Here is a 26,446-nt window from a genome sequence, read left to right as displayed (position 1 = left end):
AAGGCAAATCACTGCCTTCACTTTGCTAATGGGTGATCAGATCGGTAAAGATTTTGACCTGATTGCGTCCCGCTGCTTTTACAGCATACAGGGCCTGATCCGCCTGACTGATAATCAGATGTGGCTCATCGGCACTGAGTGAGCTGCTAATTCCAAAGCTGGCACTGATACTGAATTCTTGCTTATGTTCGGTGATAAAACGCAATTGTGATACGGCTTGCCGGCAGCGCTCGGCAACCTTTTGTGCTTGAGCTGTATTGGTATTGGGCAGCAATAAAATAAACTCCTCCCCACCAAAGCGCCCAATAATATCCTGCTCTCTGAGATGGGTTGCCAGACATTGGGCGACTTGAATCAGTACCTGATCTCCCATGCTATGTCCGAAGTGATCATTAATATTTTTAAAATGATCTAAGTCGAGCAGCACAATTGAATATTGCTGATCAGGCTGCTGATGTAATCTTTCTAAGTAACTCCCAATACTGCGCCGGTTCAAGACATTGGTCAGAGGATCGAGACGACTTAAAATCTGGATGGTCATTTCACGAGTACGCCATTGGGTCAGTAAGATTTCAAATAGAAATAAACAGGCCAGCAAGATGGGAACCAGAAAAAACATCATGCTGCCTACCCAAAATGGATGCATGGCGACTTGATTCAGATGTTGCATGTTAAATAATGGCGCGTAGGTGAGTATCCCGACCATGCTCAGGTAATTACAAAAGAACAAGGCCAGCGTGGCAGGAATGAGAGCGCAATACACCATACGGCGGTCGAAAAGCACCAGACCGACACCAACGACACTGACATAGCCCACCATGGTAGCGGGACTAAAGCTGCCGACCAGATAGCTGTTATGGCACAGCATCGCGGTAAAGACCTGCACACTGAGGATCGGGAGAACTTCCTGTGCCCAGTGTTGTTCCCTGAACAGATGGCAGGGAATAATCAACAGGATCAAAACCACCAGCATAATCAGGCTGGTCCATAATTGTGAACGGACCAGCTTGAGATGTACCCATTCTGAATAAACAGGATTCATGAGTACGAAAATGTCCCAACTGATCCAGAACAGGTTCATTAATGCAGCAAGTATCAGTAATAAAATGCTTTTTTTAAGCATGGTCCAATTGACGACAATATGATGTTCCCAAGAAAGCCGAAAGCCCCATCTTTTCGCGTCAGTTGACCTATTAAAATGAATCTTCACCATTGGCATGCATCCTTTTATGCAATGAGATTCCTAGGAACTGTATATCCGTCATCAAAATACGGAGGAACGATTATTCAAATAACAATAGCATCTTTAGAATGAGAAAAAAGTCTGCATCTGGAGGATTTAGTGCAAATCAGGACGGGAAAAATATTTTGAAAAATAAGCTGTTATCAGAATATTCAATGATTTTTATTTGATGATGACCAAACTGAATGAAGAGTGACAATGGCCAGCCTAAGCTGACCATTTTTTACACATATTTTGATGATGCTTAGTCGCGATCTAAGGCATGTGCGAATTCAGCAATATCTGCTAAGGCTTGTTTAGCCTCAGGGAACCAGGCATTAAACATCTGGAAGTTATGCCACATGCCTGTATAGAGTTTAAAGTTCACCTCTACATCGGCTTTTTCAGCTTTTTCTCTAAAGCGCTTTGAATCATCCAGCAAAATCTCTTTAGAACCGACTTGTACCAAAGTCGGTGGTAAGCCTGTCAGATCATCAAATAACGGTGAAACGCGAGGATCATCTGTCTGAATACCATCTGTTAAATAATGGTTGATACCAGCCTGCAACGCTTCAATGGACAGCAATGCATCATGTTTCTGGTTGAAGCGTAACGATTCACTGGTTAAGGTTAAATCCAGATAAGGAGACATCAAAATCAGGCCGCTTGGCATCAGTTCAGGTTGTTGTTTCAGGCGTAAGCACAATGCTAAGGCAAGGTTCGCGCCACAAGAGTCACCTGAGATAATGATATCTTTGGGTTTAATACCTTGAACTAGCAATGCTTGATAGACATCAAAAATCGCATCAATGGCTTCAGGAAAAGGATGTTCGGGTGCGAGTGGGTAATCAACATGAATCACCTGCATTTGCGTACGTGCCGCAATATCGGTCATCAATGCACGATGGGTATTGAGACTACCCAAGAAAAAAGCACCGCCGTGGATATGTAAAATCAATTGTGTTGCCGAAGCTTGAGCTTTAATTTCCTCACCACGGATACCCGCTAAGCGTAATGGTCGAATTTGTACTGTTGGATTTTGTGGAAATATGCGACAGAGTTGATCCAGTAACGGCCGTAAAGCATTGGGCGCCAAATTAAATTGGCTCGGTGTCCGAATCGTCGCTTTAAGTAAAGATTCAGTAAAATAATATTTCCAAACAGTAGCAAATTTCATAATTTTTCCATATTGTTAGATGGGTATACCGATAAGAAAATTCTTGAATATAAGTGGCGCCTAGACATCATGATAAAAACTGAAAAATTGTGCGCTATGTCACTCTTACGCAGGTTATACCAAATAGTCATAATCAAGAATTGCAATATTGATTGAACTTCTCAATACTTTCAGTTTGAAAGACCCCTTAAGGATATTACAAAAATGAAGAAAATTGCTCTAGCATTTGGATTGCTCGGTTTAACAACTTTTGCCAATGCAGCGGATGCGCTGAATGGCAGTGTTTGGCAAACCATCGATGATGAAACAAAACAGCCGAAGGCGATTGTGAAGTTTACTGAGCAAAAGGATGGAACCCTCACCGCGTCTATTCAAAAATATTTAGTAGCAGGTCAGGAAAATGCATGCTCTAAATGTGAAGGAACTTATCACAACAAACCACTTAAAGGCGTGACCATTGTACATGGCCTTAAAAATGTAGGTGGTGTGAATTACGATGGCGGTTCAATTATCGATCCTAAGAACGGTAAAACCTACAAATTAAAAGCTGAAATTATCGAAGGTGGTAAAAAGCTGAAATTACGTGGTTATATTGGCGTTGCAGCTTTAGGTCGTAACCAGACCTGGATTCGTACCAACTAAGCTCAAGATAAACATAAAAAAACCGAGCCTGATGACTCGGTTTTTTTGTATCTGCTATTTATTTAGATTTAAGCAGATAGATCTTGATAAGTTGCTTCATTAAAGCCAATCACAAATCCTTTTGGCGTTTGCAATACAGGACGTTTAATCAGACTTGGCTGAGCAATCAGTGTTTCAATCAGGTTTTGCTCATTGCTGGTTGCATGCGCTTGCTCATCAGCAGTCAATTTACGCCATGTTGTGCCTTTTTTATTCAGGACTTTATCTGCACCCATCTCTTTTAGCCAGATTGCTAGCGTTGCAGCATCAATACCTTGTTTCTTGTAATCATGGAACTCATAATCAATTCCTTTTGCCTGTAATGCATCAAAGGCTTTTTTCATCGAATTACAATTTTTAATACCATAAATTTTAAACATGTGAAAAAACCATAGAAAGAATGAAAAATATGGATCAAAGCCTAACGTAAAAAGCAGGTGATGTGCCAGTTGAAATTTTTTATTAAGTTAATCGGTAGAGGGTTTTAAGAGGTAATGAAATGATCAAAACGATCAAGCTTTTTGAGCAAAAGTGCTAACGACAAGATGAAGAGAAAATATCTAATATCTAGAAAAGAGAAAACCCGCATTTAATCTTCCTGATTATGCGGGTCTCATTTCAACGTCCAATGTCTCATCCATGCAAATAAACTTGAATCAAGTTTATTTTATCTTCCTACGGCGTCCTATCCCTTTTTGGTCATCCTGACCGCTTCCCTGTGCCGTGAAGCTATAATGCCGTTCTAGCTGGTAAATAAAAATACACAAAAGCGACAAGTTCTGTAAGCTAAAGAAGCGGGCAAAGTGAACAAGTGTTCACTTATTCGTGTATTTTGTAGTCAATAATGACGGGTGCATGGTCGCTAAACCATTGTTCTTTATAGACCCATGCATTCGCAGTACGCGCTTTCCAGTCTGGAGAGCATGAATGATAGTCGATACGCCACCCGACATTTTTCGCACGCGCCTGACCACGATTTGACCACCATGAGTACAACTCTGCTTCAGGTCGCACCTCACGGAAGGTGTCTACATAGCCCAACTCATCATACATATGATCGAGCCAAGCACGTTCATGTGGCAATACGCCAGATGACTTCTGGTTACCTGACCAGTTTTTAATATCGATGCGTTTGTGCACGATATTATAATCCCCACACACGATGATTGATTTATTCTCGTCACGCCATTGTTTTAGTATTTGTGCGTACTCTTGTAAGAACACATCTTTGCGTGCTTGTGCTTCATCACCGCTTGATCCTGATGGCAAGTATAACGAGGCAATATGAACGGTTTGTGACAGGCCTAAATCAAATTCAGCCGAAATAAAACGGCCTTGAGTATCTGCCAGTTCAAAGCCTAAGCCGTTGGTGACGGAGACGAAAGGAAGGCGGCTATAAATTGCTGTGCCCGCATAACCTGCACGCTCCGCAGGGAATAAGTGGGTGTACCATCCTTCAGGCTTAAATTTATCCGTCCATTGCTCATGCGTAATGCGACTTTCCTGCATACACACCACATCTGCACCTGACTGTTCTAACCATTCGAGTAGGCCTTTGGTGACAGAAGCACGCAGGCCATTTACGTTAATTGAAACGACTCGAAGAATTTTTACATCACTTGGATAGCTATCCTTTGGTATCATACGTCTGTTTAACCTCAATTAAAGAATTTGGAGCACCTTATATGACAACGCCTGTGTCATTTCATCCGCAAGCTTTTATCGAACTCGCATTATCACGTGGTGTGCTTAAATTTGGTGAGTTTACCTTAAAATCAGGCCGTGTCAGTCCTTATTTCTTTAACGCGGGTTTACTCAACGATGGTGAAGCACTGTCTTTGCTGGCACAAGGCTATGCCGATAAACTGGTACAGTGTGACAATGTTGGTGTGATTTTTGGTCCAGCATACAAAGGAATCCCTTTTGTGGCTGCTACAGCAGTGGCTTTGTCTCAAGTGCATGGCAAAAGTGTACCGTGGGGCTTTAACCGTAAAGAAGCCAAAGATCATGGTGAAGGCGGTGTGTTGGTTGGTGCATCAGTTGCAGGTCAGAAAGTCTGGATCATTGATGATGTGATCACGGCAGGAACTGCAATTCGCGAAGTGGTGACCATTTTGAAAAATGCAGGTGCTGAAATTGCAGGTGTCTTGGTGGCTCTAGATCGCCAAGAACGTGGTCAAGGTGAACTTTCTGCGATTCAGGAAGTGCAAAAAGAACTCGAAATCCCAGTGCATGCCTTAATTACCATGAAAGATTTGATGGATTATCTGGATGCCAAAGGTGAGAAAGACGCTTTAGCCAATATGCAGGCTTATCGCGAAAAATATGGCATCTAAGTTTTAGATGTAAAAAAGGAAGCTGAGGCTTCCTTTTTTATTATGAAATATTTCACATATGCGTGGTCAATCAGAAAAAATGAAAGTTTTGACCGAAGGCGACTATTTAATCTTACAAAATAGTCTCTTTTATTTAACATAATGAGAGAGTTTACAATTTATTACTCGGTAATCGTATAAGAACAAAACACCTTCAGCTGTAACGCTAAATAAAAACAAAATTACGAAAGCATAAAAAACTCAGAATTTATTTTTATTTTGAAACCTATTGTTAAGTAAGAAACTCAAAAATGTCTATTTTCGCCATAGAGATGGAAGCAGTTTTATTTATTTCCCAAAAGTTTTTTGAGAATCAATATTTGATGAATTTTGACAGCTATTTCATAGAATACTTATAGTGGATGAAAATTATACAGACTGGTGTTTCAGTAAATTATAAGCGCATTTTACTTAAATCATTATTGAGCACCTATAAATAATCTAAAAGGAAGAAGTTTGAATGAAAAAAAACAATCCAAGATCTGGTGTCCTATATTCTATTTATATGTTATTGAATCCATTACCTTTTGGTTTCTTTGTTGCAGGTTGGATTTTTGATATTTTTTATAATAAAACTGCTGAGGTCTTATGGGCAAAGGCAGCCGCATGGTGTATTACGTTTGGATTGCTATTTTGTATTATTCCACGTTTTATCAATTTATTTTATGTTTGGTTTCGGCCAGTGATAGAGCAAAGGAGGCTAGATGTCGTTGGGTTCTGGCTCTATGGTTTTGCCATCATTGCAGCGACATTTAATGCCTTTATACATAGCCGTGATGCTTTTGCCATCGTTCCAGCAAATATTATTCTATCAACGCTGACGGTCCTTCTTATTGCTCTGCATTATCTATATCAATCCACTCATACACAAAATAAGCTGATTGGAGAATAAATATGAAAATATCAAATACATTTTTCTTTTCAGCTTTAGTTAGCGTTGGATTATTCGGCTGTTCTGGTGGGAAACCGCTTGATCCTCAAACACAATATGGCCCAGACCCACAATTACCTGAAGCCCAGAATTTCCTTGTTCCCCCGATGAAAGTACCGAATGGAGTAGGTTGGAAAGCTCAGCAAACACCTACGGTTGCTGCGGATTTAAAAATTGAAAAGATCGCAGATCAGCTCGAGCACCCGCGTCAACTATACACCTTGCCAAATGGGGATATTCTCGTTGTGGAATCTAATAGTCCTGGAGAGGCGCCACTGACCTCACCGAAACAGGCGATTGCTGGTATTGTTAAAAAATCATCAGGAAAAGGCGGTAAAGGGGGAAATCGCATCACTTTACTTAGGCTGGAAGCAGATGGTCATTGGAAGAAGTATAAATTCTTGGAAAACTTACATTCTCCTTTTGGTGTGCAATTAATTGGTAATCACCTATATGTGGCAAATACCAATAATATTATGAAATACAACTACGAGGAGAATGCGACCAAGATTACCGACCAAGGTGTTGAATTGTCTGATTTGCCAGATACGGTGAATCATCATTGGACGAAAGCTTTATTGGCGAGTAAAGATGGGCAAAAATTATATGTGGGTGTGGGTTCAAACAGTAATATTACCGAAAATGGATTGGCGATCGAATATCGCCGTGCAACTGTTCTAGAGGTTGATGTTGCCACCGGGGCGAGTCGTATTTTTGCCAGCGGAATTCGAAATCCAACAGGATTGCAATGGGAGCCAGAAACTGGAAAGTTATGGACCATTGTCAATGAGCGTGATGAAATTGGTGCTAGCTTGGTGCCTGATTATTTAACCTCGGTGCAGGAAAAAGGGTTTTATGGCTGGCCGTATAGCTATTTCGGTCAGCATGTCGATGAACGTGTTCAGCCTCAACGACCAGATCTGGTTGCCAAAGCGATTAAACCTGATTATGCATTAAGTTCTCATGTTGCACCTTTAGGCTTATGGTTTGCTTCAAATACCACTCAGCTGTCTGATCGGTTTAAAAATGGTGCATTTGTGAGTAATCATGGCAGTTGGAATAGAGACCCTCTCAATGGCTATAACGTCATCTTTATTCCATTTAAAGATGGTAAACCAAATGGCATGCCTGTCACTGTAGTCAATGGTTTCTATTCCAAAGATGAAAAATCTTTATATGGTGCACCAGTCGGCCTCACTGAAGATAAAACCGGTGCTTTGTTGATTGCAGATGATGTCGGAAATACGATATGGCGCGTTTATTCGCCTTGATGAAACAGTTGTAGTTTCTATTCCGAGACTCAAGTTGTTCTAAGAGTTTAGATATTTTTATCCAGCATGGCAGGCATGAGTATCTCTTTGATGCAAGCTGCTTTGCTGGTTGAAATAATAAAATGAATCGCCTGAATTACATCTGATAATGGAATCAGAGAATATTTAGTTTCTTCTAAAATGGCTTGAGTCGATTTGTCGATCTCGTATTCACTGGCAAGGTAGCCTAAGTTCAGTACGCTGACGCCAATTAAGTGTTCACGTAAGATTTCTCGAAGGGATTGTGCAATGCCTCTTAGGGCAAATTTGGTAGCGGAGAAAACAAGTTCTTTACCATTATGATTATCAACACCCCAAGTCGAACCAATCAGAATAATTTTAGCGTTGTCAGAGTGTTTAAGATTTTCAATGAGAGACTGAATCGATTGGATACAGGTAGTAATATTAATGTTAATGATTTGGTGGATTTCAGCAGCAGAAACATTTTCAAAATTATAGTCTTTGCTAAAAGCTTGTTGCTCCCAAATGCCTACGTTGTAAATCAGCACATCAATTTTTTGTTGTCCAATTACTGTCTTTACATCAATTACAGCTTGTTTAGGATTGGATAGGTCAGTACAAATCCAGCTTAAATTTGGAGTTTCTTGTGGTTGGGTACGAGATACACCATATATAGTATCTGTGGGCTTTGGTACAGCTTGAACAATGGCTTTGCCTAGACCTTTACTGACGCCGTATATGAGAAACGTTTTATTTGAGTTATCCATCCATCTACTCGTATTCTTTAGATCAAAATGCAACTATAAAAGCTCAAGTTGGCTTGAGGTCAAGCTTCAAATATGTGAAAGGTTTTTTGTTTTAAGATGACAAGCTTGAGAGTGAAATAAAAAAGCCGTTCCTGTACACTGGGCTTGGGAACGGCTTACTATTAGGTTTAAGGGCTTAATGTTATTTCAGCTTAAGTGCTTCCAATGAAATTTCTGCTGGTAAATTTCCTTTATCTTTTTGTTCGGTTAATATTCTTAAAGCGATTTTTTTATTTCTAACAAAGCCATTGTTTCCATGCAAGTAATTGATAGCCAACATGAATTTGGCTAAATCATTTCCATGGTTAGAAGCTTGTATTAATAAATTATTTGCCTTCTTAATATTTTTCTCGATACACATCCCGTTTCTATACATAATAGATAAGTTATATAATGCATGCTTATTTTGATTTTGGGCAGACATCTCAAACATCTTTAATGCAGAACAATAGTTTCTAGATGTATGTATTCCATGAAAATAGAAATAGCCAAGAGTATTTTGCGCTTCTGTACTTCCTTTTTTTGAAGCTTCGATATAGTAATTAATAACCAATATGTTGAGTTTATCTTGTTTGATTTCTTCTTGACTTAAAAAGAAAAGTTGTGTGATTGAATTGACATCTCCAATACTTAATCTAATATTGGATAAAGGTAACGGATCATTTAACTTAATAAGTAAATCCTGATCCCATTTCTCTCTTTTTTCCCAAGGATGGTTTATTTCGTAAAAGTTTGTAAAAGTACTTCCTATTCCTAGAGGTCCTAATAATAATGAAACTAAGGAATAGGAATATATAAGTTTTTTGAAATTTATAAAATTTGATGCAATTAAATTCCTGTCAATATTATTCATTATTGCTAATGACATAAATATTACGGAAAGGTTGAAGAAGAATAATGCAATCCATCTAATATAATCAAATGCTATTAAAGTTAGAGCTAAGGGAGATGCTGAAAAGAACAACATTAAAAGGAAAGTTGTTTTGTCTGTGCTTTTTTTAATAAATAAAAGAATAGGAGAGCAAAATAGAAATGTAAAAAATATTTTTAAATATGCTTTGGTTTCAAAGAAAGTCTGATAGTTTGTTACAAAATTTTCTTTTAATGTTAGTAGCGATGTACTTACCGCATAAGGTTGAAAGTGGTCATAATACATGAAACTTTCAATAATTGAGTTAACCTGGAAAGTAGACATTTTCCCAAAAATAACTACTGCAACCAATAATATAAAAGACTCTGCACCAATTAGTAAAATATGACTTATTTTTCTATATTTTTGATAATATATAAATGCCAAAGTGGGAACGAAAAATATTAGCATTGCTTCATGTGTTAATGCCATTATTGGGAGTGTTAATAATATAAATGTTAGAACAATAGATTTTCTTACATTTTTTAATATAAGTAGAACTGAAATTAATAAAATAATTTGACCAATGTGATCAAAGCGAGATAGTTCTCTTACCCATTGGGAGGTTAAGAAAGATAAACTAAAAACACATAATGAAAAAATTATAATATATTCATTTTTAAGATCTAATTTCTTGAAGAAACTATATGTAATTCGGGTAAAAAGATAGAATAAGACCAATAATAAGAGAATTGATGCTATACGAACATGTTTATAAGTTGGATCTATTCCTAAAATACTTAGTAATTCACCGGGTAAGGCTCTTCTTACAAAACCATAGTCATAGCTAAATACCCACTGGGAGTATAAATAGTCATGTAGTCTTATTGTGAAATCAAAAGAATAGATATTGCTATGGATAAATAAGATTATAATGAGAGTGAATAGGGAATATAAAATAAACTTAATATATCCCTCATTACCTTTAATGAACATGTTCATAGATATACTACTAGAAATTAATTTTGAAATAACTATTAATTAACCGATATTAGGTTAATAAAACAAAAAAATAAATTGGTGACTAAATTAACATTTAGAGTTATGTAGTCACGAATTAATATTTTATTTATAACGTACTCGCTAAATAAGCAACCAGACAACCTACCAGTACACCAGCTAAGATCTCAATCTTTGTGTGTCCCATACGTTCTCTTAGCTGTTTATATTCAGGTGTATCTTTAGCCAGATGGTTAATCACTACCGCATGTTTACCAATAGCTTGTCTTAAACTATTTGCATCTAATAACACAATAAATGATAGGGTAAGTGCAACACCAAAAGCAGGGGTATCAATACCTTCTTTTATAGCAATAAGCGCGGTCATACTACTGACAATGGCACTATGATTACTTGGTAATCCACCATAGCCAATTAAGCCAAAAGCCAGTTTCCTGGCTTTAATTGAATTAATAAGAAACTTTAGACAGCCCGCAACTAGCCAAGCTAGAAATGGGGTAATAAGGTAAATATAAGACTTCACGTAATAATCCAAAATAAAACTAAGCTGGCAATAATGTCCAGATACAACATGCGACCCATAAGACAACGGTTAATAATATTTGCCAGTCCTGAGCAATCACATCAGTTGGAGATTCTCCACCTTTTAGTGTTTCAACAATAAACCAGTAACGGAACAATCCAAACATCACAAATGGGATGGTGATAATGAGCTGTGGCTGCACTTCCATCGTATACAGGCTATAAAAAATAATTGCTGTAACGGCAGACATACCTGCAAAGCGGTCAATCAGACTAACTGAATAGTGTTCAAGTACCCCACGTCCTTGAGAGCCACTTTGTATCAGTTCCTGACGACGTTTAATTGACGCGAGATAAAGTGAAATACTTAATGTTGTAATAAACATCCAGTGAGAGACTGGCACTGCAAGAGCTACAGCACCTGCATATACACGTAACACAAAACCAAAGGCCACGATGAAAATTTCAATCACAGGCTCATGTTTCAGTTTAAAGGTATAGGCCCAGTTCAGCAGTAAATATACTGCGATCACGTAGATGACTTTAGGTGCGATTAACCAGGAAAATCCTAAAGCGATATAAATCAGAGTTAATAGTATAATTGCACTCTGAGGACTCACTTGACCTGAAGCTAAGGGGCGTTTTAGAGACTTTTCAGGATGTGCTCGATCTTTTTCTATGTCCTTTAAATCATTCACGATATAGACTGCGGAAGCAGCCAGACAAAATAAAAAAGCGGCAAATAATACAGAATAAATAGATCCTAAGTTTAGGAATTCACCTGCAAAGATTAAAGGTGCAAAAACAAAGGTATTTTTGAGCCACTGTTTTGGCCTAATTAGTTTAATCAGTCCTGGGATTTCTGCTAGAAATGACCGATTTTCTGCTATATCATACATTTTTTTTTCAGCGCTATATTAAATATAAATGATGGACTCGATTAAGCTCGCGCTGCTTTATACAGCGTTTGCTATAGTTGCTACGTTTTGCAATATTATAGCACAAGATATTTCTAGTTATATTTATGTTGGAAATTTTTATATTTTTATATCAATCGTTATTGGCACGGGTGTTGGCCTAGTTGTTAAATACATTTTGGATAAGAAATATATTTTTAAATATAAAACACAGAATACCAAACATGATGGAAAAGTCTTTATTCTTTATACCATCATGGGCCTTTTTACGACAATTATTTTCTGGGGTTTCGAGTTTGGATTTCATATCGTTTTTGAAACCAAAGAAATGCGTTACCTAGGTGGAATAATCGGTCTAATGATTGGCTATATTTGCAAATATTACTTAGATAAACGTTTTGTGTTTCGTAAGGTTGAGGCATAAATGAAAAACGTACAGGCCTGGGGTAGGCTTTCTAATACTGAACATCACGCTATTCCTTTAATAACGCCTTCACAAGCCTCTAGACAAATACAGCATGGCAGCTTTCCAGGCATTGCCCATGGCATGGGGCGTAGCTATGGTGATGTCGCATTAAATGGCAATGGTACTCTATGGTTGACCACAGCCATGAATCATCTGATGTCTTTTGATTTAAATACCGGGATTTTACACTGTGAAGCAGGTGCGACCTTACAAGATATTCACCGGACATTGATCCCGCAAGGCTGGATGTTGCCTGTAACGCCAGGCACGCAAATGATTACCGTCGGTGGTGCGATTGCAAATGATGTGCATGGTAAAAACCATCATGCTTTTGGCTCTTTTGGTGACCATGTTCTGCAAATAAAACTTGTACGAACTGATGGTGAAATTATTGAGTGTTCAAAGACTGAAAGAGCAGATTGGTTTTATGCAACTTTAGGTGGAATTGGCCTAACAGGTATAATTTTAGAGGCGAAAATACAATTACGTCCGGTTCAAAGTTCGTGGATTGATGCAGAAACTATTCCTTATCACAATTTAGATGAATTTTTTTCACTCTCTGATTCATCTGAACCAGACTGGGAATACACGGTATCCTGGATTGATTGTATGAATGGTGCGAATGCCAAAGGACTTTTTTCGCGGGGAAATCTGGCGAGTATGTCTACGCAAGCAGAACCTGAAATTAACGATAAAACATTTCCAATTACGCCTCCTATTTCATTGGTGAACAAACTCAGTTTACCTCTCTTTAACTTTGCTTATTTTCATGGCAACTCGTTAAAAAGCCAGTCACAAAAAGTACATTACGAGCCATTCTTTTATCCATTAGATGCCATGCACGAATGGAATAAAATGTATGGGCCAAAAGGTTTTTACCAATATCAAAGTGTTGTTCCGAAAGAGATCGGTAAAGAAGTTACCCAAGAGATGTTGAATGCGATTAAAAAGTCGGGCGAGGGCTCGTTTTTAGCCGTATTAAAAACATTTGGTGATCGTGAGTCTGGCGGATTGCTGAGCTTTCCAAAATCTGGTGTTACTTTGGCGTTGGATTTCCCTAATCGTGGTGAAAAAACGTTAAAACTGTTAAATGAATTGGATCATATTGTCGAGCAAGCACAAGGCCGTCTTTATTTAGCCAAAGATGCTCGTATGCCAAGATCACTATTTGAAGCGGGCTATCCGCGCTTAAATGAATTTTTAAAATATCGGGATCCCGGCATCAGCTCGGAAATGTCTCGTCGTCTATTAGGGGCTTAAATGTCAAATCAACCAAAAATCTTAATTGTAGGTGGGACGTCTGCTATTGCTGAGCACTGCGCCAGACTTTGGCTTAAACAGCAGCCTTGTGAAATTATTTTATTGGGTCGTGATCAAGAAAAATTACAGCGTGTTGTGAATGATCTTAAGGTGCGTACGCCGCAGGCCAATATCCAATTCCAGACTGTTGATTTTGTAAATGCTACAGCGATTCAGGATTGTATTAATACCATTAATCAACAGGGGAAAATCGATATTGCGCTGATTGCTCACGGTAATTTACCTGATCAAGAGCAATGTCAAAATGATTTACTCAAATGCCAACAGGCAATCGAAGTTAATGCACTTTCACCTGTGTTATTTACAGAAAGTATTGCGAAACATATGATTGAGCATAATCATGGTAAATTGGCTGTGATTGGCTCAGTAGCGGGTGACCGTGGACGTAAATCAAATTATGTATATGGTGCATCCAAAGCATTGATTGATAAATACCTGCAAGGATTACAACACCGCTTAGCTTTAATCGGTTCTTCTGTTACAGCAACTTTAATTAAGCCGGGTCCGACAGCAACACCGATGACGGCTGGAATGTCTGGCAAAGGAAAGCTTGCCTCACCTGAGCAAGTTGCTAGTGATATTGTGCAAGGAATTGATAAAGCTAAATTGACAGTGTATACACCAGGTAAATGGGCAATCATTATGATGATTATCCGTAATTTACCTTTCTTCTTATTTAGAAAAATGGATATCTAAACTAGAAAGATAATTAAAAAGCTCAATCATATATTGGGCTTTTTTAATTATCTTGGTTTAAAAGCACTCACCATTTATCTCCTCACACTTCTTACATTCCAACATTACACCTAATTTCTCATGGCGTCCTTGTTCAGTTAACACCCAAGGACGATTTTGCCACGGTGAATCATGACGGACATGCTGACCATGCCCACAGGCGAGATCAGCAACATAATGTCCTTCTTCATCGAGATGAAAATCCACAATCGCTTGCTGCATTTAACTTTCCATAGACTCGAGTTTCGATTGTTCCAAACCCTTTAAAAAACGATGGCATAAGTTATGAATCGCCAGCAGATCATTCTGCTCCATGCCTAAAGCGCAGGCGAGTTTAAACGGAATTGCGATAATCTCATCTTTTGATGCCAGCGCTTTTTCTTGTAAAACCACTTTTTTCATTCGCTCGTCTTCTTTGACTGCGACACGTTTTAAAAACTGTTTTTCTTCTAGTTTTTTAATAATGGGTGTCAGCGTTCCTGAGTCAAAAAAAGTCTTTTGTCCAATTTCTGACAACATCACATTGTCCCGCTCATATAACGCCAGCAACACAATAAATTGCGGATAGGTCAGATCGTATTCCTGAAGCAACGGACGATACTGGCGAATCATGGCATTGGTCGCGGAATACATGGCAAAACACACTTGGTTATCCAAAAATGAAACTTCAGCCATGATGTTTTTTGCTCGACTTGATTGTTGAACATTCAGTATAAATTGGATTGTTTGGAAAGTACATTGCGCATAATTAACTTGTACACAATATAATTGTGTGCAATATTAAATAAGCAAGCTGAATGATTAAGCAATATATTTCGAGTAATTCCACCATTGGATAGATGAGAGAACACCTATGAGCAAAATTTATGATTTTCAGGCTGAACTGTTAGAAGGCGAACAAAAGAACCTTGCGGACTACCAAGGTAAAGTATTATTAGTCGTGAATACGGCGAGCCAATGTGGTCTCACGCCACAATTTGAAGGTTTGGAAAAGTTATATCAGGACTATCAACAACAAGGACTGGTGATTTTGGGTTTCCCGTGTAACCAGTTTGCCAATCAAGATCCATCCAGTAACGAAGAAATCGGCAGCTTCTGTCAGCGTAATTATGGCGTGTCATTTCCAATGTTTGCCAAGATTGATGTGAATGGCCCAACAGCACATCCCTTGTATCAATATTTAACTTCTGAAGCCAAGGGGATTCTGGGGAGTGAAAGTATTAAATGGAATTTCACCAAATTCCTGATTAATCAAAATGGTGAGGTAGTAAAACGCTACTCGCCGATCACCAAACCTGAAAAAATTGCCAAAGATATTCAAAAACTTTTGGCTTAAGTTGAATTTAAAATTTGATGTTTTACAAATTACTGGCGATCGATTCATTTGCCAGTAATTTTTATCCATAAGAAAATCGTCTATTTAAATAAATTGAATCTAGTGATTTGAATAAATTAGAATTTTTTAGATTTAATAATTACATAACTTGTTTAAACATCATCAGTAAACTTCGTTATACTTTTTGCCAAGATTAAAAATACGAGCGTCAGATTATGCGTGTACTTGTAGTGATGGACCCGATTGAAACTGTGAATCTTAAAAAGGATTCAACCATGGCAATGTTATGGGCGGCCAGCCGTCGCGGACATGAATTGGGTTATGCATTACAGCACGATTTATATATCGACCAAGGTAAGGCTTTTGGTCTGATCTCTCCTTTAAAAGTATTCGAAGATTACAATCATTATTACGAGTTAGGTGAGAAGCGCAAAGAGTCGTTAGCGGATTACGATGTGGTATTAATGCGTAAAGATCCGCCGTTTGACATGAACTTTGTCTATACCACCTATATTCTGGAACAGGCTGAGCGTGAAGGGGCGTGGATTATCAATAAGCCGCAATCGCTACGTGACTGCAATGAAAAGCTATTTGCTACCCAGTTCCCAGAGCTACAAGTCCCAACTTTAGTGACCTCACAACAAAGCCTGATTCGTGAATTTATCAAAGAACATGGCGATGTGATTGTGAAACCACTTGATGGAATGGGCGGCATGGGCATTTTCCGTTTGTATCAAGATGGGGTAAACATCGGTTCGACTCTGGAAATGCTCACAGAAATGGGTACACGTCCGATCATGGCACAACGTTATATTCCTGAAATTGTAGAAGGCGATAAGCGTATCTTGATGGTCAATGGTGAACCGATTCCATATTGTCTGGCACGTATTCCACAAAATGGTGAAGTGCGCGGTAATCTGGCGGCAGGTGGTTTAGGGCAGGCTCGTCCACTGACTGAAAATGATAAACTGATTGCAGCAAAAGTTGGCCCATTCTTACGTGAAAAAGGTTTGGTTTTCGTTGGTCTGGATGTGATCGGGAATTATGTGACTGAAATTAATGTGACCAGCCCAACCTGTATCCGCGAGATTGATGCACAATTCGGTACCTCGATTGCAGATGATTTATTTGCAGTGCTGGAAGCTGGGCTTAAAAATTAAATAATTCTTATTTTTTGACCAAATTGCCCGTTTGTATTTACTCGAATTTTGGATGCAAATGGGCTTTTAGATATCGGCAGTCTCTAGTTTTTAACAAAGAATCGAAAAAAGCTCAGCTTTCTGTTGTAAACAAGTGAAATTCGCTTTTCGTGAATGAAGCTTTAGGATTAAAATAACGCTCGAAAACAATAGACGATAACCTTTTTTTGAGTTGAAGAATTAAACCGTGACCAATTCACCACAGAACAAACCCAAACATGTCATGATGATGGCCGCTGGTACAGGTGGACATGTTTTTCCTGCGCTTGCTGTTGCCAAACAACTGCAACAAGAGGGCTGTCAGGTCTCTTGGTTGGCGACCCCGACGGGAATGGAAAACCGGTTACTCAAAGATCAAAATATTCCAATTTATCAGATTGATATTCAAGGTGTACGTGGCAATGGTCTGCTACGTAAGCTCAGTGCACCATTTAAAATTTTAAAAGCAACCTTAAGCGCAATGCGCTATATGAAACAGCTAAAAATTGATGCTGTCGCTGGTTTCGGCGGTTATGTTGCAGGGCCAGGTGGTTTGGCTGCACGTTTGCTGGGTATTCCTGTGTTGATCCATGAACAGAATGCGATTGCAGGTTTTACCAATACCCAACTGGCACGTATCGCGAAAACCGTATGTCAGGCTTTTCCAGATACTTTCCCAAGTAGTGATAAAGTGGTGACCACAGGAAATCCTGTGCGTGCTGAAATCACTGCGATTTTGAATCCATCATGGCGTTACCAAACCCGTGAACAGGAACAATTGCCACTGAATATTTTAATTGTGGGCGGTTCATTAGGGGCGCAAGCGTTAAATGAGCGTTTGCCAGAAGCATTAAAGAAAGTCAGTGTACCGCTGAATGTATTTCATCAATGTGGTCAAAATAAGCAAGATGCGACGCGTGCACTTTATCAAGGTGCATCTGAGCAATTAAATATTCAGGTTGAGCCATTTATTCATGATATGGCCAAAGCGTATAGTGAAGCTGATTTAATTATTTGCCGTGCTGGCGCGTTGACTGTGACTGAAGTTGCAACAGCGGGTCTGGCCGCGGTTTTTGTTCCTTTACCTATTGCGGTGGATGACCACCAGACTGCAAATGCTAAGTTTTTGGCAAATGCAGGTGCTGCAAAAATTTGCCAACAAGCAGAAATGACACCTGCTGTTTTAGATGAGTTATTTGCCAGTTTGCTCAATCGCCAGCTACTCTCTGAAATGGCAATTAAAGCACGTCAACAAGCACAACCGAATGCGACGCAGCATGTGGTTGATCTAATTAAAAAATTGTAATTCGAGTTTATCTATGTCTCCTACAAATCCAAACCAAGCCAAAAAGCTGATTAAAGTGCCAGAAATGCGCCGTATTAAAAATATCCACTTTGTTGGTATTGGCGGTGCGGGGATGTGTGGTATTGCTGAAGTATTGAGTAACCAAGGTTATAAGATTTCAGGTTCAGATATTAAAGCGTCGAAAACGACAGCTCAACTCGAAGCCAATGGCATTAAGGTGTTTATCGGCCACTCGGCAGACAATATTAAAAATGCCAATGTATTGGTGGTATCGACGGCGATTGATCCTGAAAATCCAGAGATTAAAGCTGCAATTGAACAACGTACGCCGATTGTGCGTCGCGCGGAAATGTTAGGTGAGTTGATGCGTTACCGTCATGGTATCGCGGTTGCGGGAACACATGGTAAAACGACAACCACAAGTTTATTAACCACCATGTTGGCAGAAGAAAACCTTGATCCAACTTATGTGATCGGTGGTTTGCTGAATAGCACTGGGGTCAATGCTGCGTTGGGTGAAAGCCGTTTTATCGTGGCAGAAGCGGATGAGTCGGATGCTTCATTCCTGTATTTACAGCCGATGGCCGCCATTGTGACCAATATCGATGCAGATCACATGGATACTTATGAAGGCAGCTTCGATAAGTTAAAAGATACGTTTATCCAGTTCTTGCATAACCTGCCATTCTACGGCTTAGCAGTTGTCTGTGGTGATGACGCCAATATTCGTGAGATTTTACCGCGTGTAGGCCGTCCAGTATTAACTTACGGTTTCGATGAAGGCAATGATATCCGTGCAGTTGATGTGGCTCAGGAAGGCATGCGTTCGCACTTTACGGTATTGCGTAAAGATCGTGAGCCATTACGTGTCACTATTAACCAGCCTGGCTTGCATAATGTCCTAAATGCGCTTGCTGCGATTGGTGTTGCAACTGATGAAGGTGTGTCTGATGGTGCGATTTGTCGTGCCTTAGAAGGCTTTAGCGGTGTTGGTCGTCGCTTCCAGGTTCAAGGTGAATATGAAGTTGGCGAGGGCATGGTGAAATTGGTAGACGACTATGGTCATCATCCAAAAGAAGTTGAAGCGACCATTAAGGCAGCACGTGCCAGCCATCCAGATCGTCGTTTGGTGATGTTGTTCCAGCCGCACCGTTTTAGCCGTACCCGTGACTGTTTTGATGACTTTGTGGATGTGTTATCACAAGTCGATCAATTGTTATTGTTAGAGGTTTATCCAGCAGGCGAAAAACCAATTGTGGGCGCTGACAGCCGTGCCTTGGCGCGTAGTATTCGTCTGCGTGGTCAAGTGGAACCGATTCTGGTTGATCCAGTGGAAGGGAATTTACCAAGCGTTTTACAAAAAGTGTTACAAGCTAATGACCTGTTATTAACACAAGGCGCGGGTAACGTGGGTGCAATTTCGGTAGAATTGGCTCAGCATCGTTTGTATGCCCAATAATTTTGTTTTTTGAATATTAAAAGTTTTACAGTTTTAAGGATATAAACGTGTCAAATGCTGCGAAATTCGGCAAAGTTGCTGTGTTATTTGGTGGGAAATCGGCTGAGCGTGCGGTGTCATTGGACAGCGGTCAGGCCGTTTTAGATGCATTGTTGCGTTCGGGTGTGCAGGCAGAAGCATTTGATCCGCAAGATCGTAGTGTGACTGAGCTGGTGGGTTACGATCGTGCTTTTATCGTATTGCATGGTCGTGGCGGTGAAGATGGCCAAATTCAGGGTGTACTGGAATGGTTGAATATTCCATATACCGGTACTGGCGTGCAAGGTTCTGCAATTGGTATGGACAAAGTCAAAACCAAGCAAATCTGGCAAGGCAGTGATTTGCCGACTGCGCCTTACCGCATTATCACCAAAGACACCGATCTTGATCCGGTGATTGCTGAATTGGGTCTACCTGTCATTATCAAACCTGTACATGAAGGCTCAAGTGTTGGCATGAGTAAGGTTGAGAAAGCAGAAGACTTTGCTGCGGCTATTGAAAAAGCGACCCAACATGATGCTGTGGTTATGGCTGAAAAATGGATTACAGGTCGTGAATTCACGATTTCATTCCTGAATGGTCAGCCTTTGCCCGTGATTCGTTTACAACCACCAGCAGATGTTGCTTTTTATGACTATGAAGCAAAATACCAACGTAATGATGTCGAATATGGTATCCCTTGTGGTCTAACTGAAGCGGAAGAGAAGAGCTTACAAGCATTGTGCTTACGTGCTTTTCAGGCCGTGGGTGCAGAAGGTTGGGGCCGTATTGATGCGATGCAGGACGAACAGGGTAATTTCTGGTTATTGGAAGTTAATACCGTTCCAGGCATGACCAGCCACTCTCTCGTACCAAAAGCAGCGCAAGCCGTTGGTTATAATTTTGATCAGCTCTGTGTTGCGATTTTAGAGCAAACTTTAGCAAAGTCGGCTTAATTATTTATGGCTCAACTTCCTGCATCTATGCGTCGCAAAACGCGACCAGCCATTAGCTCGATTCACGAGAAACCGCCTACGCCTAAACAAAAGATGGTGAATGCGGGGGGCTGGGCATTACTTGTTATTGCATTCGCTGTACTGGCATTAGGTCTGTTTGGCTTATATAAAGTCATGACGGATGCCAAAGTTGCAGAGTTGCAGGTGGTGGGAACCAATTCTGAAGTTGAAAATCAGCAATTAGTTAAATACCTAAATCCTGTCATTAAAGATAATTATTTCACTTCGGATTTAGAGCAGATTCGGGATCAGGCGTTAAAAGTATCTTGGGTTGATCGTGTAGTGGTATCACGGGCTTGGCCAAATGCAATTCGGGTGCGGGTGATGCCGCGTCATGCGATTGCACGTTGGGGAACAGGGCGTTTGCTTAGTGATAATGGTGAAGTGTTTAGTGAGGCTCTTCCTCAAGCACATCCAAATTTGCCACTGTTACATGGGCCAGCCAGCCAATCCAAAATGATGATGCGTCGCTATAATGAAATTAACCAATTATTTCATCCAGCGAATTTAAGATTAAAAGAACTGTATTTAACTGAGCGTATGACCTGGTTTATGCAGTTTGATTCAGGTTTGCGAATTATCGTGGATCAGGATCAAACCATGAACAAGCTCCAGCGCTTAAGCCATTTGGCACAAACAGATCTAAAACCTGTATGGTCGAAAATCACGGCAATTGACCTGCGTTACCGGAATGGTTTGGCCATTCAATGGAAAAATGCAGCTCCGCCAAAGATTGTCAACGGTCAGTTAGTTGTAACGATTGATGACACAAGCCTTGCAGGGGCAATTCAGGCAAAGCCATAATACGTGGCTTAAAATAAAGGGCAGTGGTCCTAAACAACACTAAAGATATGGTATTGAAGTAATGAGTGAAGCTGTTCCCTCAGTTGTTGCGATTGATATTGGGACTCATAAAGTCTCAGTTTTGATTGGTAAGGTCCATGCACCGGATAAGATACAGGTCATTGGCATGGCAACTGCTCGCAACCGAGGCATGGTTAAAGGCAAGATTGTCAGCTTGGACAAGGTCATTGCTGCGATTAAAAATGCAGTATCCGAAGCAGAGGATATGGCAGAGTGCCGTATTCATAGCGCATGGGTGTCTATCCCGAGTACTGAATTACAAAGTTTTTATGCATCAGGTCGTACCCCTGTAGCCAACCACGATCATATTATTACGACAAATGAAGTGGTGCGCGCATTAGAGTTGGCCAAAGCCAGCCATTTATCACCTGATTATTATCTTGCCAGTGCTGTTCCATTGGGCTTTGAGCTGGGTGATTCGGCTGAATGGGTGCAAAATCCTGTGAATATGTCTGCACATAGCATGACAGGTCATTATCAGTTGATGATGATGCCAATTAGCACCATGCAAAACCTTGATCGTGCCATGAAAGGGGCGAATATCGGGGTGGAGAAAATGGTGGTGTCTTGCTTGGCAACGGCTGAAGCAAGTTTGCTAAAAGACGAAAAAGAATATGGTGTATGTCTGGTTGATATCGGTGCAGGCATTACCAATATTGCAGTGTATCTGGATGGTCGATTGGCTTTAGCACGTACCTTGCCACGTGGTGGTGAGAATGTCACTCGTGATATTGCAGCTGTTTTACAAACCACGACTGAAGAAGCTGAACGCATCAAGATTTTACATGGCTGCGTCGATCTTAGTGTAGTAAAACCAGATCATATGATTCAGGTGCAAGGCATTGATGGCACACAAACCATCAGTCGTATTGAACTTGCAGAAATCATCATTGCGCGTTATGAAGAAATCTTTAGCTTAATTCGTGAAGAACTGGAGCATAGTGGCGCGATTCATGGTTTATATCATGGTGTGGTACTGACTGGCGATGCGTGTCAAATTGAAGGTATGGTGAATTTGGCGCGTCGTACTTTAGGCGTATCTGCGCATCTGGGCAATCCTCCATTGCAAGTGTATGCGGATGATCAGCACTTACCAGCATTGCGTCGTTCAATGTACGCTACTGCGGCAGGTCTGTTGATGTTTAGCCAGAGTGATTTGCAAGATACGGTTGAAGAACCAGAAGAGGCCAGCGATCGTAGTTTTGTTGATCGGGTTGCCAATGGTTGGAATGCATTAAATAGCAAATTAAAGGCCATCTTTTAAGTTGTAGTTATTTTTGGGAAAATTTGTTAGGAAGTTGTTCTAAATCACCCACTGTACTTGACAATCTGGTGATTATTGAACAGCATCCTAAACATCAGTTGTTTAAAAATCAGGGCAGTAACGGGCTGAAGTAACTGCCATTAATATTAGGAAATCTAAAGGTCATGGCCTCATTTGAATTTATAGAAGATGAACTAGACAATGGCAACGGTCAAGCCCGTTTCACAGTATTTGGTGTGGGTGGTGGTGGCGGTAATGCCGTTCAACACATGGCACAGTCAGATATTCAAGGTGTAAAGTTCGTTTGTGCAAATACAGATAAACAAGCACTGGACAGCATGAACGCGCCATTCAAAATTCAATTGGGTGAACAAAGTACGCGTGGTTTAGGCGCTGGTGCGAATCCAGAAGTGGGTCAAATCGCAGCCGAAGAAAGCCGTGATGTGATCCGTCAGCACCTTGAAGGGACTGATATGGTCTTCGTAACCGCTGGTATGGGTGGTGGTACGGGTACAGGTGCTGCACCAGTTGTTGCTGAAGTTGCAAAAGAAATGGGTATCCTGACTGTTGGTGTGGTGACAACCCCATTCAACTTTGAAGGCCGTCGCCGTCAAAAGTCTGCTGAAAAAGGTATTGATGCCTTAGAAGCACATGTTGATTCATTGATTATTATTCCGAACCAGCGCTTACTCAGCGTATATGGCGATATCTCAATGAAAGATGCCTATAAAAAGGCAGATGATGTATTGTTGAACGCAGTTCGCAGTATTTTTGACCTTGTGGTCAATCGTGGTCACATTAACCTCGACTTCGCTGACTTGAAAACAGCGATGAGTACACGTGGTTATGCAATGATGGGTGCTGGTTTAGGCCGTGGTGAAGATCGTGCCCGTCAGGCAGCTGAGCAGGCGATCCGTAGCCCATTGCTTGATAATGTGAATATTATCAATGCGAAAGGTGTGTTGATTAACATCACTGGTGGCGATGATATTACCTTACGTGAAACCGAGATCATTACAGATGTGGTGAACCAGATTGTTGACCTTGATGAAGGTGAAATTTTCTACGGTACGGTATTCGATCCAGATGCGCGTGATGAACTTCGTGTTACGGTTATAGCGACTGGTTTAACGCGTAATGCAAGTGAAGTTGATCAGAAACGACGTACTGCAGCTTCGCATGTCAGCGCTTCTCAAGCGGCACAACAACCTGTTGATGAAGATGACGTTCCAGCGATTAGTAAACGTGCAAATGTAGACGCTCCAGCGAGTGCTACAGCAAGTTCTACGCCACGTTCATCGCCAATGAGCATCCAAGACTATCTGAAAAATCAGCAACGTAAATAATAAAATCAGTTATTTAGAGAAAGGAGGCAATTAATTGCCCCCTTTTTTATTTTTTTAAAATGGCAAAATATGCTAAGTTATATCGGTTTTTGCAAATGAAGTTGGTATGGCATGTTGAAACAACGTACTCTCAAGCGTGTGGTGAAAGCGAGCGGGATTGGTTTGCACAGTGGTCAAAAGGTGCTGATCAATTTTGTTCCACACCATATTGATGGAGGTATTGTCTTTCGCCGTATCGACTTAAATCCCCCAGTGGATATCCCAGCCAATGCCTTGCTGATCCAAGAAGCATTTATGTGTTCGAATCTGGTGCGTGACGACATTAAAGTGGGCACCATTGAACATGTCATGAGTGCGATTGCCGGATTGGGAATCGACAATCTGATTGTCGAAGTGTCTGCTTCAGAAGTTCCGATTATGGATGGTAGTGCAGGCCCGTTTATCTATCTTCTCATGCAAGGTGAGCTGGCAGAGCAGGATGCACCAAAGAAGTTCATCCGCATTTTAAAGCCAGTTGAAGCTTTGATTGATGATAAAAAAGCGATTTTCACGCCACATTCAGGTTTTCAGCTCAACTTCACCATCGATTTTGATCATCCAGCCTTTGCCAAAGAATACCAGTCAGCAACCATTGATTTTTCGACAGAAGTCTTTGTGTATGAAGTAAGTGAAGCGCGAACGTTTGGTTTCATGAAAGATCTGGATTATCTCAAAGCCAATAATCTGGCCTTGGGTGCAAGTCTGGATAATGCCATTGGTGTAGATGATACGGGTGTGGTCAATGAGGAAGGATTGCGTTTCGCCGACGAGTTTGTCCGACACAAGATTTTAGATGCCGTAGGTGATTTATATTTACTTGGACATCAGATTATTGCCAAGTTTGATGGCTATAAATCGGGGCATGCTTTGAATAATCAGTTATTACGCAATGTTCAAAATGATCCAAGCAGCTATGAAATTGTAACATTTAATAACGAGAATGATTGTCCGATTCCTTATGTTAGTGTGACATAAGTCCTTGTCTTTTATTGGCTATGTTATATTATAACAAATGAAAATGAGAATTTTGTCACAAAATATAATTATGTATTTCGATACTTAATGTATGAAGTTTACTTTTTATTGCTTGCCAAACGTAGTAGAGCTTGGCTAAGCTTAGGGTCGCTCACATATTCAGCGGCGCTACGCAATTGCTCTTGGGTCTCTGATGTAAGTGCTTTTGTTGGGGGAGAGGGTTCACGAGAGACAGCCTTTTTGTTTCTTAAGCGAACTTGGATTTTTCGTAATTCCTTGAGTCCTTCGAGCTGAGCTAACTGCGCAACATAGTTGCTTTGTAAATAGCTGAGTTGACTAATCATGGCCTGATTTTCACCAGTTATGATCAAAACGCCATGTTGATAACAAACAACTTGCCATTGCTCTGGTTGGGGCAATAACGGTTGAATAATTTTCGTAAGTTGTTTCCATTGCGTAACTTGCGTTGTCAGAAACGTTAAGTTTCCAGTTTTTATGTGTTGTCCTTTCTGTTGGAAAACGTTGTTAGGCTCAGACATAGAACTTCCTCGGAGGTAATGTGTCCATCTTAAGCGTTTGGTTCAGCTGTTATCAAGGAAGAGATGATAAAGGAACGTTTGAAGGACGGTTTCAAGAGGTTTTTTATGCATCATACGCGTCGTATTTTACTCGCATTTTCATTGGCTGCTTCAGCTGCTTCGGTTGCTTTTGCAGACTACCAGAACATTGGTCAGTCAACAGGTGATGACCGTTTAGAGCAATTATCAAAAACCTTGGCTCAAGGTTCTTATACTCATTCTGCTGATATGGATTTGCCAGCCGTTTCGAATGTATCGGTTAAATTACGTGAAAAAACCATTGAATTGAATAATGCGACGATCGAGAAAAAATACGGTCGTTCAGCGATTTCATCTCAGGATAATGCGCCTTCATTTTCTGCCAACACGGGTTATTCTTGGTTGGTAAGCCATCCTTTACAAGAAGGACGTGTGAGTTCTTCTTGGGGCAACCGTACTCTGCTCGGTTCAACACGCCATCACTCTGGTCTTGATCTTGCTGCACCATCAGGTACACCGATTTATTCAACAGGCCCTGGCGTCGTGACTAAATCAGGCTGGGGTACAGGTTATGGTCAATATGTTGAAATTGATCATGGCAATGGTTATATCACTCGCTATGCACATGCCTCACGCTTAATCGTGAATGCTGGTGACCGTGTAAGCGCAGGCGAGCATATTGCCAATGTTGGTTGTACAGGTCGTTGTACTGGCCCACATTTACATTTTGAAGTTGTGAAAGATGGTCAACGTAAAAACCCATCAACTTACCTCGCAATGTTGCCTTAATGTAAT

28 protein-coding genes are annotated in these 26,446 nt (G+C 40.4%); 17 read left to right on the top strand and 11 right to left on the bottom strand.

The annotated features are described in order from the left end of the window. Positions 1-25: 25 nt before the first annotated feature. Both IEV36_RS08460 and IEV36_RS08455 read right to left on the bottom strand, forming a co-directional pair. Positions 26-1,213, bottom strand: coding sequence for a GGDEF domain-containing protein (locus tag IEV36_RS08460; RefSeq protein WP_005260194.1), 1,188 nt, complete (start codon positions 1,211-1,213; stop codon positions 26-28). Between the two features lie 274 nt (positions 1,214-1,487). Beyond that, positions 1,488-2,399: an alpha/beta hydrolase gene (locus IEV36_RS08455; protein ID WP_005260193.1), complete on the bottom strand. Its 912-nt coding sequence runs from the start codon at positions 2,397-2,399 to the stop codon at positions 1,488-1,490. Between the two features lie 204 nt (positions 2,400-2,603). Here IEV36_RS08455 and IEV36_RS08450 point away from each other — a divergent pair, with 204 nt between their 5' ends. Next, positions 2,604-3,041, top strand: a complete 438-nt coding sequence (locus IEV36_RS08450; RefSeq protein WP_004657126.1) for a DUF2147 domain-containing protein — start codon at positions 2,604-2,606, stop codon at positions 3,039-3,041. Positions 3,042-3,109: 68 nt separating this feature from the next. Here IEV36_RS08450 and IEV36_RS08445 read toward each other — a convergent pair whose 3' ends face one another. Both IEV36_RS08445 and IEV36_RS08440 read right to left on the bottom strand, forming a co-directional pair. Then, positions 3,110-3,460, bottom strand: a complete 351-nt coding sequence (locus IEV36_RS08445) for an arsenate reductase (protein WP_005260192.1) — start codon at positions 3,458-3,460, stop codon at positions 3,110-3,112. Between the two features lie 439 nt (positions 3,461-3,899). Then, positions 3,900-4,724 carry an exodeoxyribonuclease III gene (locus IEV36_RS08440; protein ID WP_004776279.1) on the bottom strand — a complete coding sequence of 275 codons (825 nt, stop codon included), beginning with the start codon at positions 4,722-4,724 and terminating at the stop codon, positions 3,900-3,902. A gap of 41 nt (positions 4,725-4,765) precedes the next feature. Between IEV36_RS08440 and pyrE the strand changes: the two genes are divergently transcribed. From pyrE to IEV36_RS08425, 3 genes are all read left to right on the top strand, one after another. Continuing rightward, on the top strand, positions 4,766-5,416 hold the full coding sequence (pyrE, locus tag IEV36_RS08435) for an orotate phosphoribosyltransferase (RefSeq protein ID WP_005209496.1): 651 nt from the start codon (positions 4,766-4,768) through the stop codon (positions 5,414-5,416). A 499-nt stretch (positions 5,417-5,915) separates the two neighbouring features. Then, positions 5,916-6,347 (top strand): DUF2231 domain-containing protein, encoded by a 432-nt coding sequence (locus IEV36_RS08430; RefSeq protein WP_005260191.1) that lies wholly within the window; start codon positions 5,916-5,918, stop codon positions 6,345-6,347. Positions 6,348-6,349: 2 nt separating this feature from the next. Beyond that, positions 6,350-7,657 carry a PQQ-dependent sugar dehydrogenase gene (locus tag IEV36_RS08425; protein ID WP_005260189.1) on the top strand — a complete coding sequence of 436 codons (1,308 nt, stop codon included), beginning with the start codon at positions 6,350-6,352 and terminating at the stop codon, positions 7,655-7,657. A 47-nt stretch (positions 7,658-7,704) separates the two neighbouring features. Here the strand turns inward: IEV36_RS08425 and IEV36_RS08420 are convergent, their stop codons facing one another. The 4 genes from IEV36_RS08420 to IEV36_RS08405 form a co-directional block, all read right to left on the bottom strand. Beyond that, entirely contained in the window at positions 7,705-8,424 is a 720-nt protein-coding gene (locus IEV36_RS08420) for an SDR family oxidoreductase (RefSeq protein ID WP_005260187.1), read from the bottom strand. A 181-nt stretch (positions 8,425-8,605) separates the two neighbouring features. Further along, the gene (locus tag IEV36_RS08415) at positions 8,606-10,315 is read right to left on the bottom strand and encodes a tetratricopeptide repeat protein (RefSeq protein ID WP_005260185.1); all 1,710 of its coding nucleotides are present in this window, start codon (positions 10,313-10,315) and stop codon (positions 8,606-8,608) included. A 127-nt stretch (positions 10,316-10,442) separates the two neighbouring features. Then, the gene (locus IEV36_RS08410; protein ID WP_005260183.1) at positions 10,443-10,856 is read right to left on the bottom strand and encodes a divergent PAP2 family protein; all 414 of its coding nucleotides are present in this window, start codon (positions 10,854-10,856) and stop codon (positions 10,443-10,445) included. Positions 10,857-10,875: 19 nt separating this feature from the next. Continuing rightward, entirely contained in the window at positions 10,876-11,754 is an 879-nt protein-coding gene (locus IEV36_RS08405; RefSeq protein ID WP_005260181.1) for a decaprenyl-phosphate phosphoribosyltransferase, read from the bottom strand. Positions 11,755-11,782: 28 nt separating this feature from the next. On the opposite strand from IEV36_RS08405, the gene IEV36_RS08400 reads away from it, so the two are divergent. From IEV36_RS08400 to IEV36_RS08390, 3 genes are read left to right on the top strand one after another with little or no spacing between them, the layout of a single operon-like run. Next, positions 11,783-12,196: a GtrA family protein gene (locus tag IEV36_RS08400; protein WP_032863994.1), complete on the top strand. Its 414-nt coding sequence runs from the start codon at positions 11,783-11,785 to the stop codon at positions 12,194-12,196. Beyond that, positions 12,197-13,498: an FAD-binding oxidoreductase gene (locus tag IEV36_RS08395; protein WP_005260177.1), complete on the top strand. Its 1,302-nt coding sequence runs from the start codon at positions 12,197-12,199 to the stop codon at positions 13,496-13,498. After that, positions 13,499-14,254 carry an SDR family NAD(P)-dependent oxidoreductase gene (locus tag IEV36_RS08390; RefSeq protein ID WP_005260175.1) on the top strand — a complete coding sequence of 252 codons (756 nt, stop codon included), beginning with the start codon at positions 13,499-13,501 and terminating at the stop codon, positions 14,252-14,254. A gap of 57 nt (positions 14,255-14,311) precedes the next feature. Here IEV36_RS08390 and IEV36_RS08385 read toward each other — a convergent pair whose 3' ends face one another. Together IEV36_RS08385 and IEV36_RS08380 are read right to left on the bottom strand one after the other, a co-directional pair. Continuing rightward, positions 14,312-14,515: a DUF3565 domain-containing protein gene (locus tag IEV36_RS08385; protein WP_005260173.1), complete on the bottom strand. Its 204-nt coding sequence runs from the start codon at positions 14,513-14,515 to the stop codon at positions 14,312-14,314. Next, a complete protein-coding gene (locus IEV36_RS08380) occupies positions 14,516-14,968 on the bottom strand; it encodes a MarR family winged helix-turn-helix transcriptional regulator (protein WP_005260170.1) in 453 nt (150 codons plus the stop codon). Between the two features lie 178 nt (positions 14,969-15,146). Between IEV36_RS08380 and IEV36_RS08375 the strand changes: the two genes are divergently transcribed. From IEV36_RS08375 to lpxC, 9 genes are all read left to right on the top strand, one after another. Beyond that, positions 15,147-15,629 carry a glutathione peroxidase gene (locus IEV36_RS08375; RefSeq protein WP_005260168.1) on the top strand — a complete coding sequence of 161 codons (483 nt, stop codon included), beginning with the start codon at positions 15,147-15,149 and terminating at the stop codon, positions 15,627-15,629. Between the two features lie 215 nt (positions 15,630-15,844). Then, a complete protein-coding gene (gene gshB, locus IEV36_RS08370) occupies positions 15,845-16,789 on the top strand; it encodes a glutathione synthase (RefSeq protein WP_004776256.1) in 945 nt (314 codons plus the stop codon). Between the two features lie 226 nt (positions 16,790-17,015). After that, entirely contained in the window at positions 17,016-18,113 is a 1,098-nt protein-coding gene (murG, locus tag IEV36_RS08365; protein ID WP_081401154.1) for an undecaprenyldiphospho-muramoylpentapeptide beta-N-acetylglucosaminyltransferase, read from the top strand. A gap of 13 nt (positions 18,114-18,126) precedes the next feature. Continuing rightward, the gene (gene murC, locus IEV36_RS08360; RefSeq protein ID WP_004776254.1) at positions 18,127-19,572 is read left to right on the top strand and encodes a UDP-N-acetylmuramate--L-alanine ligase; all 1,446 of its coding nucleotides are present in this window, start codon (positions 18,127-18,129) and stop codon (positions 19,570-19,572) included. Between the two features lie 47 nt (positions 19,573-19,619). Beyond that, complete coding sequence (locus IEV36_RS08355) at positions 19,620-20,546, top strand: D-alanine--D-alanine ligase (protein WP_005260164.1); 927 nt, start codon at positions 19,620-19,622, stop codon at positions 20,544-20,546. 6 nt (positions 20,547-20,552) lie between these two features. Further along, complete coding sequence (locus IEV36_RS08350; protein ID WP_005260162.1) at positions 20,553-21,410, top strand: cell division protein FtsQ/DivIB; 858 nt, start codon at positions 20,553-20,555, stop codon at positions 21,408-21,410. A 61-nt stretch (positions 21,411-21,471) separates the two neighbouring features. Further along, on the top strand, positions 21,472-22,734 hold the full coding sequence (ftsA, locus tag IEV36_RS08345; RefSeq protein ID WP_004776251.1) for a cell division protein FtsA: 1,263 nt from the start codon (positions 21,472-21,474) through the stop codon (positions 22,732-22,734). A 164-nt stretch (positions 22,735-22,898) separates the two neighbouring features. Next, positions 22,899-24,080: a cell division protein FtsZ gene (gene ftsZ / locus IEV36_RS08340; RefSeq protein ID WP_005260160.1), complete on the top strand. Its 1,182-nt coding sequence runs from the start codon at positions 22,899-22,901 to the stop codon at positions 24,078-24,080. A gap of 111 nt (positions 24,081-24,191) precedes the next feature. Next, positions 24,192-25,094 carry a UDP-3-O-acyl-N-acetylglucosamine deacetylase gene (gene lpxC / locus IEV36_RS08335; RefSeq protein WP_005260158.1) on the top strand — a complete coding sequence of 301 codons (903 nt, stop codon included), beginning with the start codon at positions 24,192-24,194 and terminating at the stop codon, positions 25,092-25,094. Positions 25,095-25,192: 98 nt separating this feature from the next. Here the strand turns inward: lpxC and IEV36_RS08330 are convergent, their stop codons facing one another. Next, positions 25,193-25,633 carry a DciA family protein gene (locus tag IEV36_RS08330; protein ID WP_004776248.1) on the bottom strand — a complete coding sequence of 147 codons (441 nt, stop codon included), beginning with the start codon at positions 25,631-25,633 and terminating at the stop codon, positions 25,193-25,195. A gap of 105 nt (positions 25,634-25,738) precedes the next feature. On the opposite strand from IEV36_RS08330, the gene IEV36_RS08325 reads away from it, so the two are divergent. Next, positions 25,739-26,440: a M23 family metallopeptidase gene (locus IEV36_RS08325; RefSeq protein ID WP_005260156.1), complete on the top strand. Its 702-nt coding sequence runs from the start codon at positions 25,739-25,741 to the stop codon at positions 26,438-26,440. The last annotated feature ends 6 nt before the right edge of the window (positions 26,441-26,446 follow it).

The organism is Acinetobacter vivianii (assembly GCF_014635885.1).
Lineage (GTDB): Bacteria > Pseudomonadota > Gammaproteobacteria > Pseudomonadales > Moraxellaceae > Acinetobacter > Acinetobacter vivianii.
Note: the sequence above shows the minus strand (reverse complement) of the source record. Positions and strands in the feature narration are given on the sequence as shown.

Bases quoted from the DNA above. Each gene is read 5' to 3' on its own strand.
- pyrE (WP_005209496.1), top strand. From the start codon at position 4,766: ATGACAACGCCTGTGTCATTTCATCCGCAAGCTTTTATCGAACTCGCA.
- IEV36_RS08450 (WP_004657126.1), top strand. From the start codon at position 2,604: ATGAAGAAAATTGCTCTAGCATTTGGATTGCTCGGTTTAACAACTTTT.
- IEV36_RS08375 (WP_005260168.1), top strand. From the start codon at position 15,147: ATGAGCAAAATTTATGATTTTCAGGCTGAACTGTTAGAAGGCGAACAA.
- ftsA (WP_004776251.1), top strand. From the start codon at position 21,472: ATGAGTGAAGCTGTTCCCTCAGTTGTTGCGATTGATATTGGGACTCAT.
- lpxC (WP_005260158.1), top strand. From the start codon at position 24,192: ATGTTGAAACAACGTACTCTCAAGCGTGTGGTGAAAGCGAGCGGGATT.
- IEV36_RS08440 (WP_004776279.1), bottom strand. From the start codon at position 4,724: ATGATACCAAAGGATAGCTATCCAAGTGATGTAAAAATTCTTCGAGTC.
- IEV36_RS08380 (WP_005260170.1), bottom strand. From the start codon at position 14,968: ATGGCTGAAGTTTCATTTTTGGATAACCAAGTGTGTTTTGCCATGTAT.
- IEV36_RS08395 (WP_005260177.1), top strand. From the start codon at position 12,197: ATGAAAAACGTACAGGCCTGGGGTAGGCTTTCTAATACTGAACATCAC.
- ftsZ (WP_005260160.1), top strand. From the start codon at position 22,899: ATGGCCTCATTTGAATTTATAGAAGATGAACTAGACAATGGCAACGGT.
- IEV36_RS08415 (WP_005260185.1), bottom strand. From the start codon at position 10,315: ATGAACATGTTCATTAAAGGTAATGAGGGATATATTAAGTTTATTTTA.
- IEV36_RS08405 (WP_005260181.1), bottom strand. From the start codon at position 11,754: ATGTATGATATAGCAGAAAATCGGTCATTTCTAGCAGAAATCCCAGGA.
- IEV36_RS08330 (WP_004776248.1), bottom strand. From the start codon at position 25,633: ATGTCTGAGCCTAACAACGTTTTCCAACAGAAAGGACAACACATAAAA.
- IEV36_RS08350 (WP_005260162.1), top strand. From the start codon at position 20,553: ATGGCTCAACTTCCTGCATCTATGCGTCGCAAAACGCGACCAGCCATT.
- IEV36_RS08455 (WP_005260193.1), bottom strand. From the start codon at position 2,399: ATGAAATTTGCTACTGTTTGGAAATATTATTTTACTGAATCTTTACTT.
- IEV36_RS08430 (WP_005260191.1), top strand. From the start codon at position 5,916: ATGAAAAAAAACAATCCAAGATCTGGTGTCCTATATTCTATTTATATG.
- IEV36_RS08325 (WP_005260156.1), top strand. From the start codon at position 25,739: ATGCATCATACGCGTCGTATTTTACTCGCATTTTCATTGGCTGCTTCA.
- IEV36_RS08425 (WP_005260189.1), top strand. From the start codon at position 6,350: ATGAAAATATCAAATACATTTTTCTTTTCAGCTTTAGTTAGCGTTGGA.
- gshB (WP_004776256.1), top strand. From the start codon at position 15,845: ATGCGTGTACTTGTAGTGATGGACCCGATTGAAACTGTGAATCTTAAA.
- IEV36_RS08445 (WP_005260192.1), bottom strand. From the start codon at position 3,460: ATGTTTAAAATTTATGGTATTAAAAATTGTAATTCGATGAAAAAAGCC.
- murC (WP_004776254.1), top strand. From the start codon at position 18,127: ATGTCTCCTACAAATCCAAACCAAGCCAAAAAGCTGATTAAAGTGCCA.
- IEV36_RS08390 (WP_005260175.1), top strand. From the start codon at position 13,499: ATGTCAAATCAACCAAAAATCTTAATTGTAGGTGGGACGTCTGCTATT.
- IEV36_RS08385 (WP_005260173.1), bottom strand. From the start codon at position 14,515: ATGCAGCAAGCGATTGTGGATTTTCATCTCGATGAAGAAGGACATTAT.
- IEV36_RS08420 (WP_005260187.1), bottom strand. From the start codon at position 8,424: ATGGATAACTCAAATAAAACGTTTCTCATATACGGCGTCAGTAAAGGT.
- IEV36_RS08400 (WP_032863994.1), top strand. From the start codon at position 11,783: ATGATGGACTCGATTAAGCTCGCGCTGCTTTATACAGCGTTTGCTATA.
- IEV36_RS08460 (WP_005260194.1), bottom strand. From the start codon at position 1,213: ATGGTGAAGATTCATTTTAATAGGTCAACTGACGCGAAAAGATGGGGC.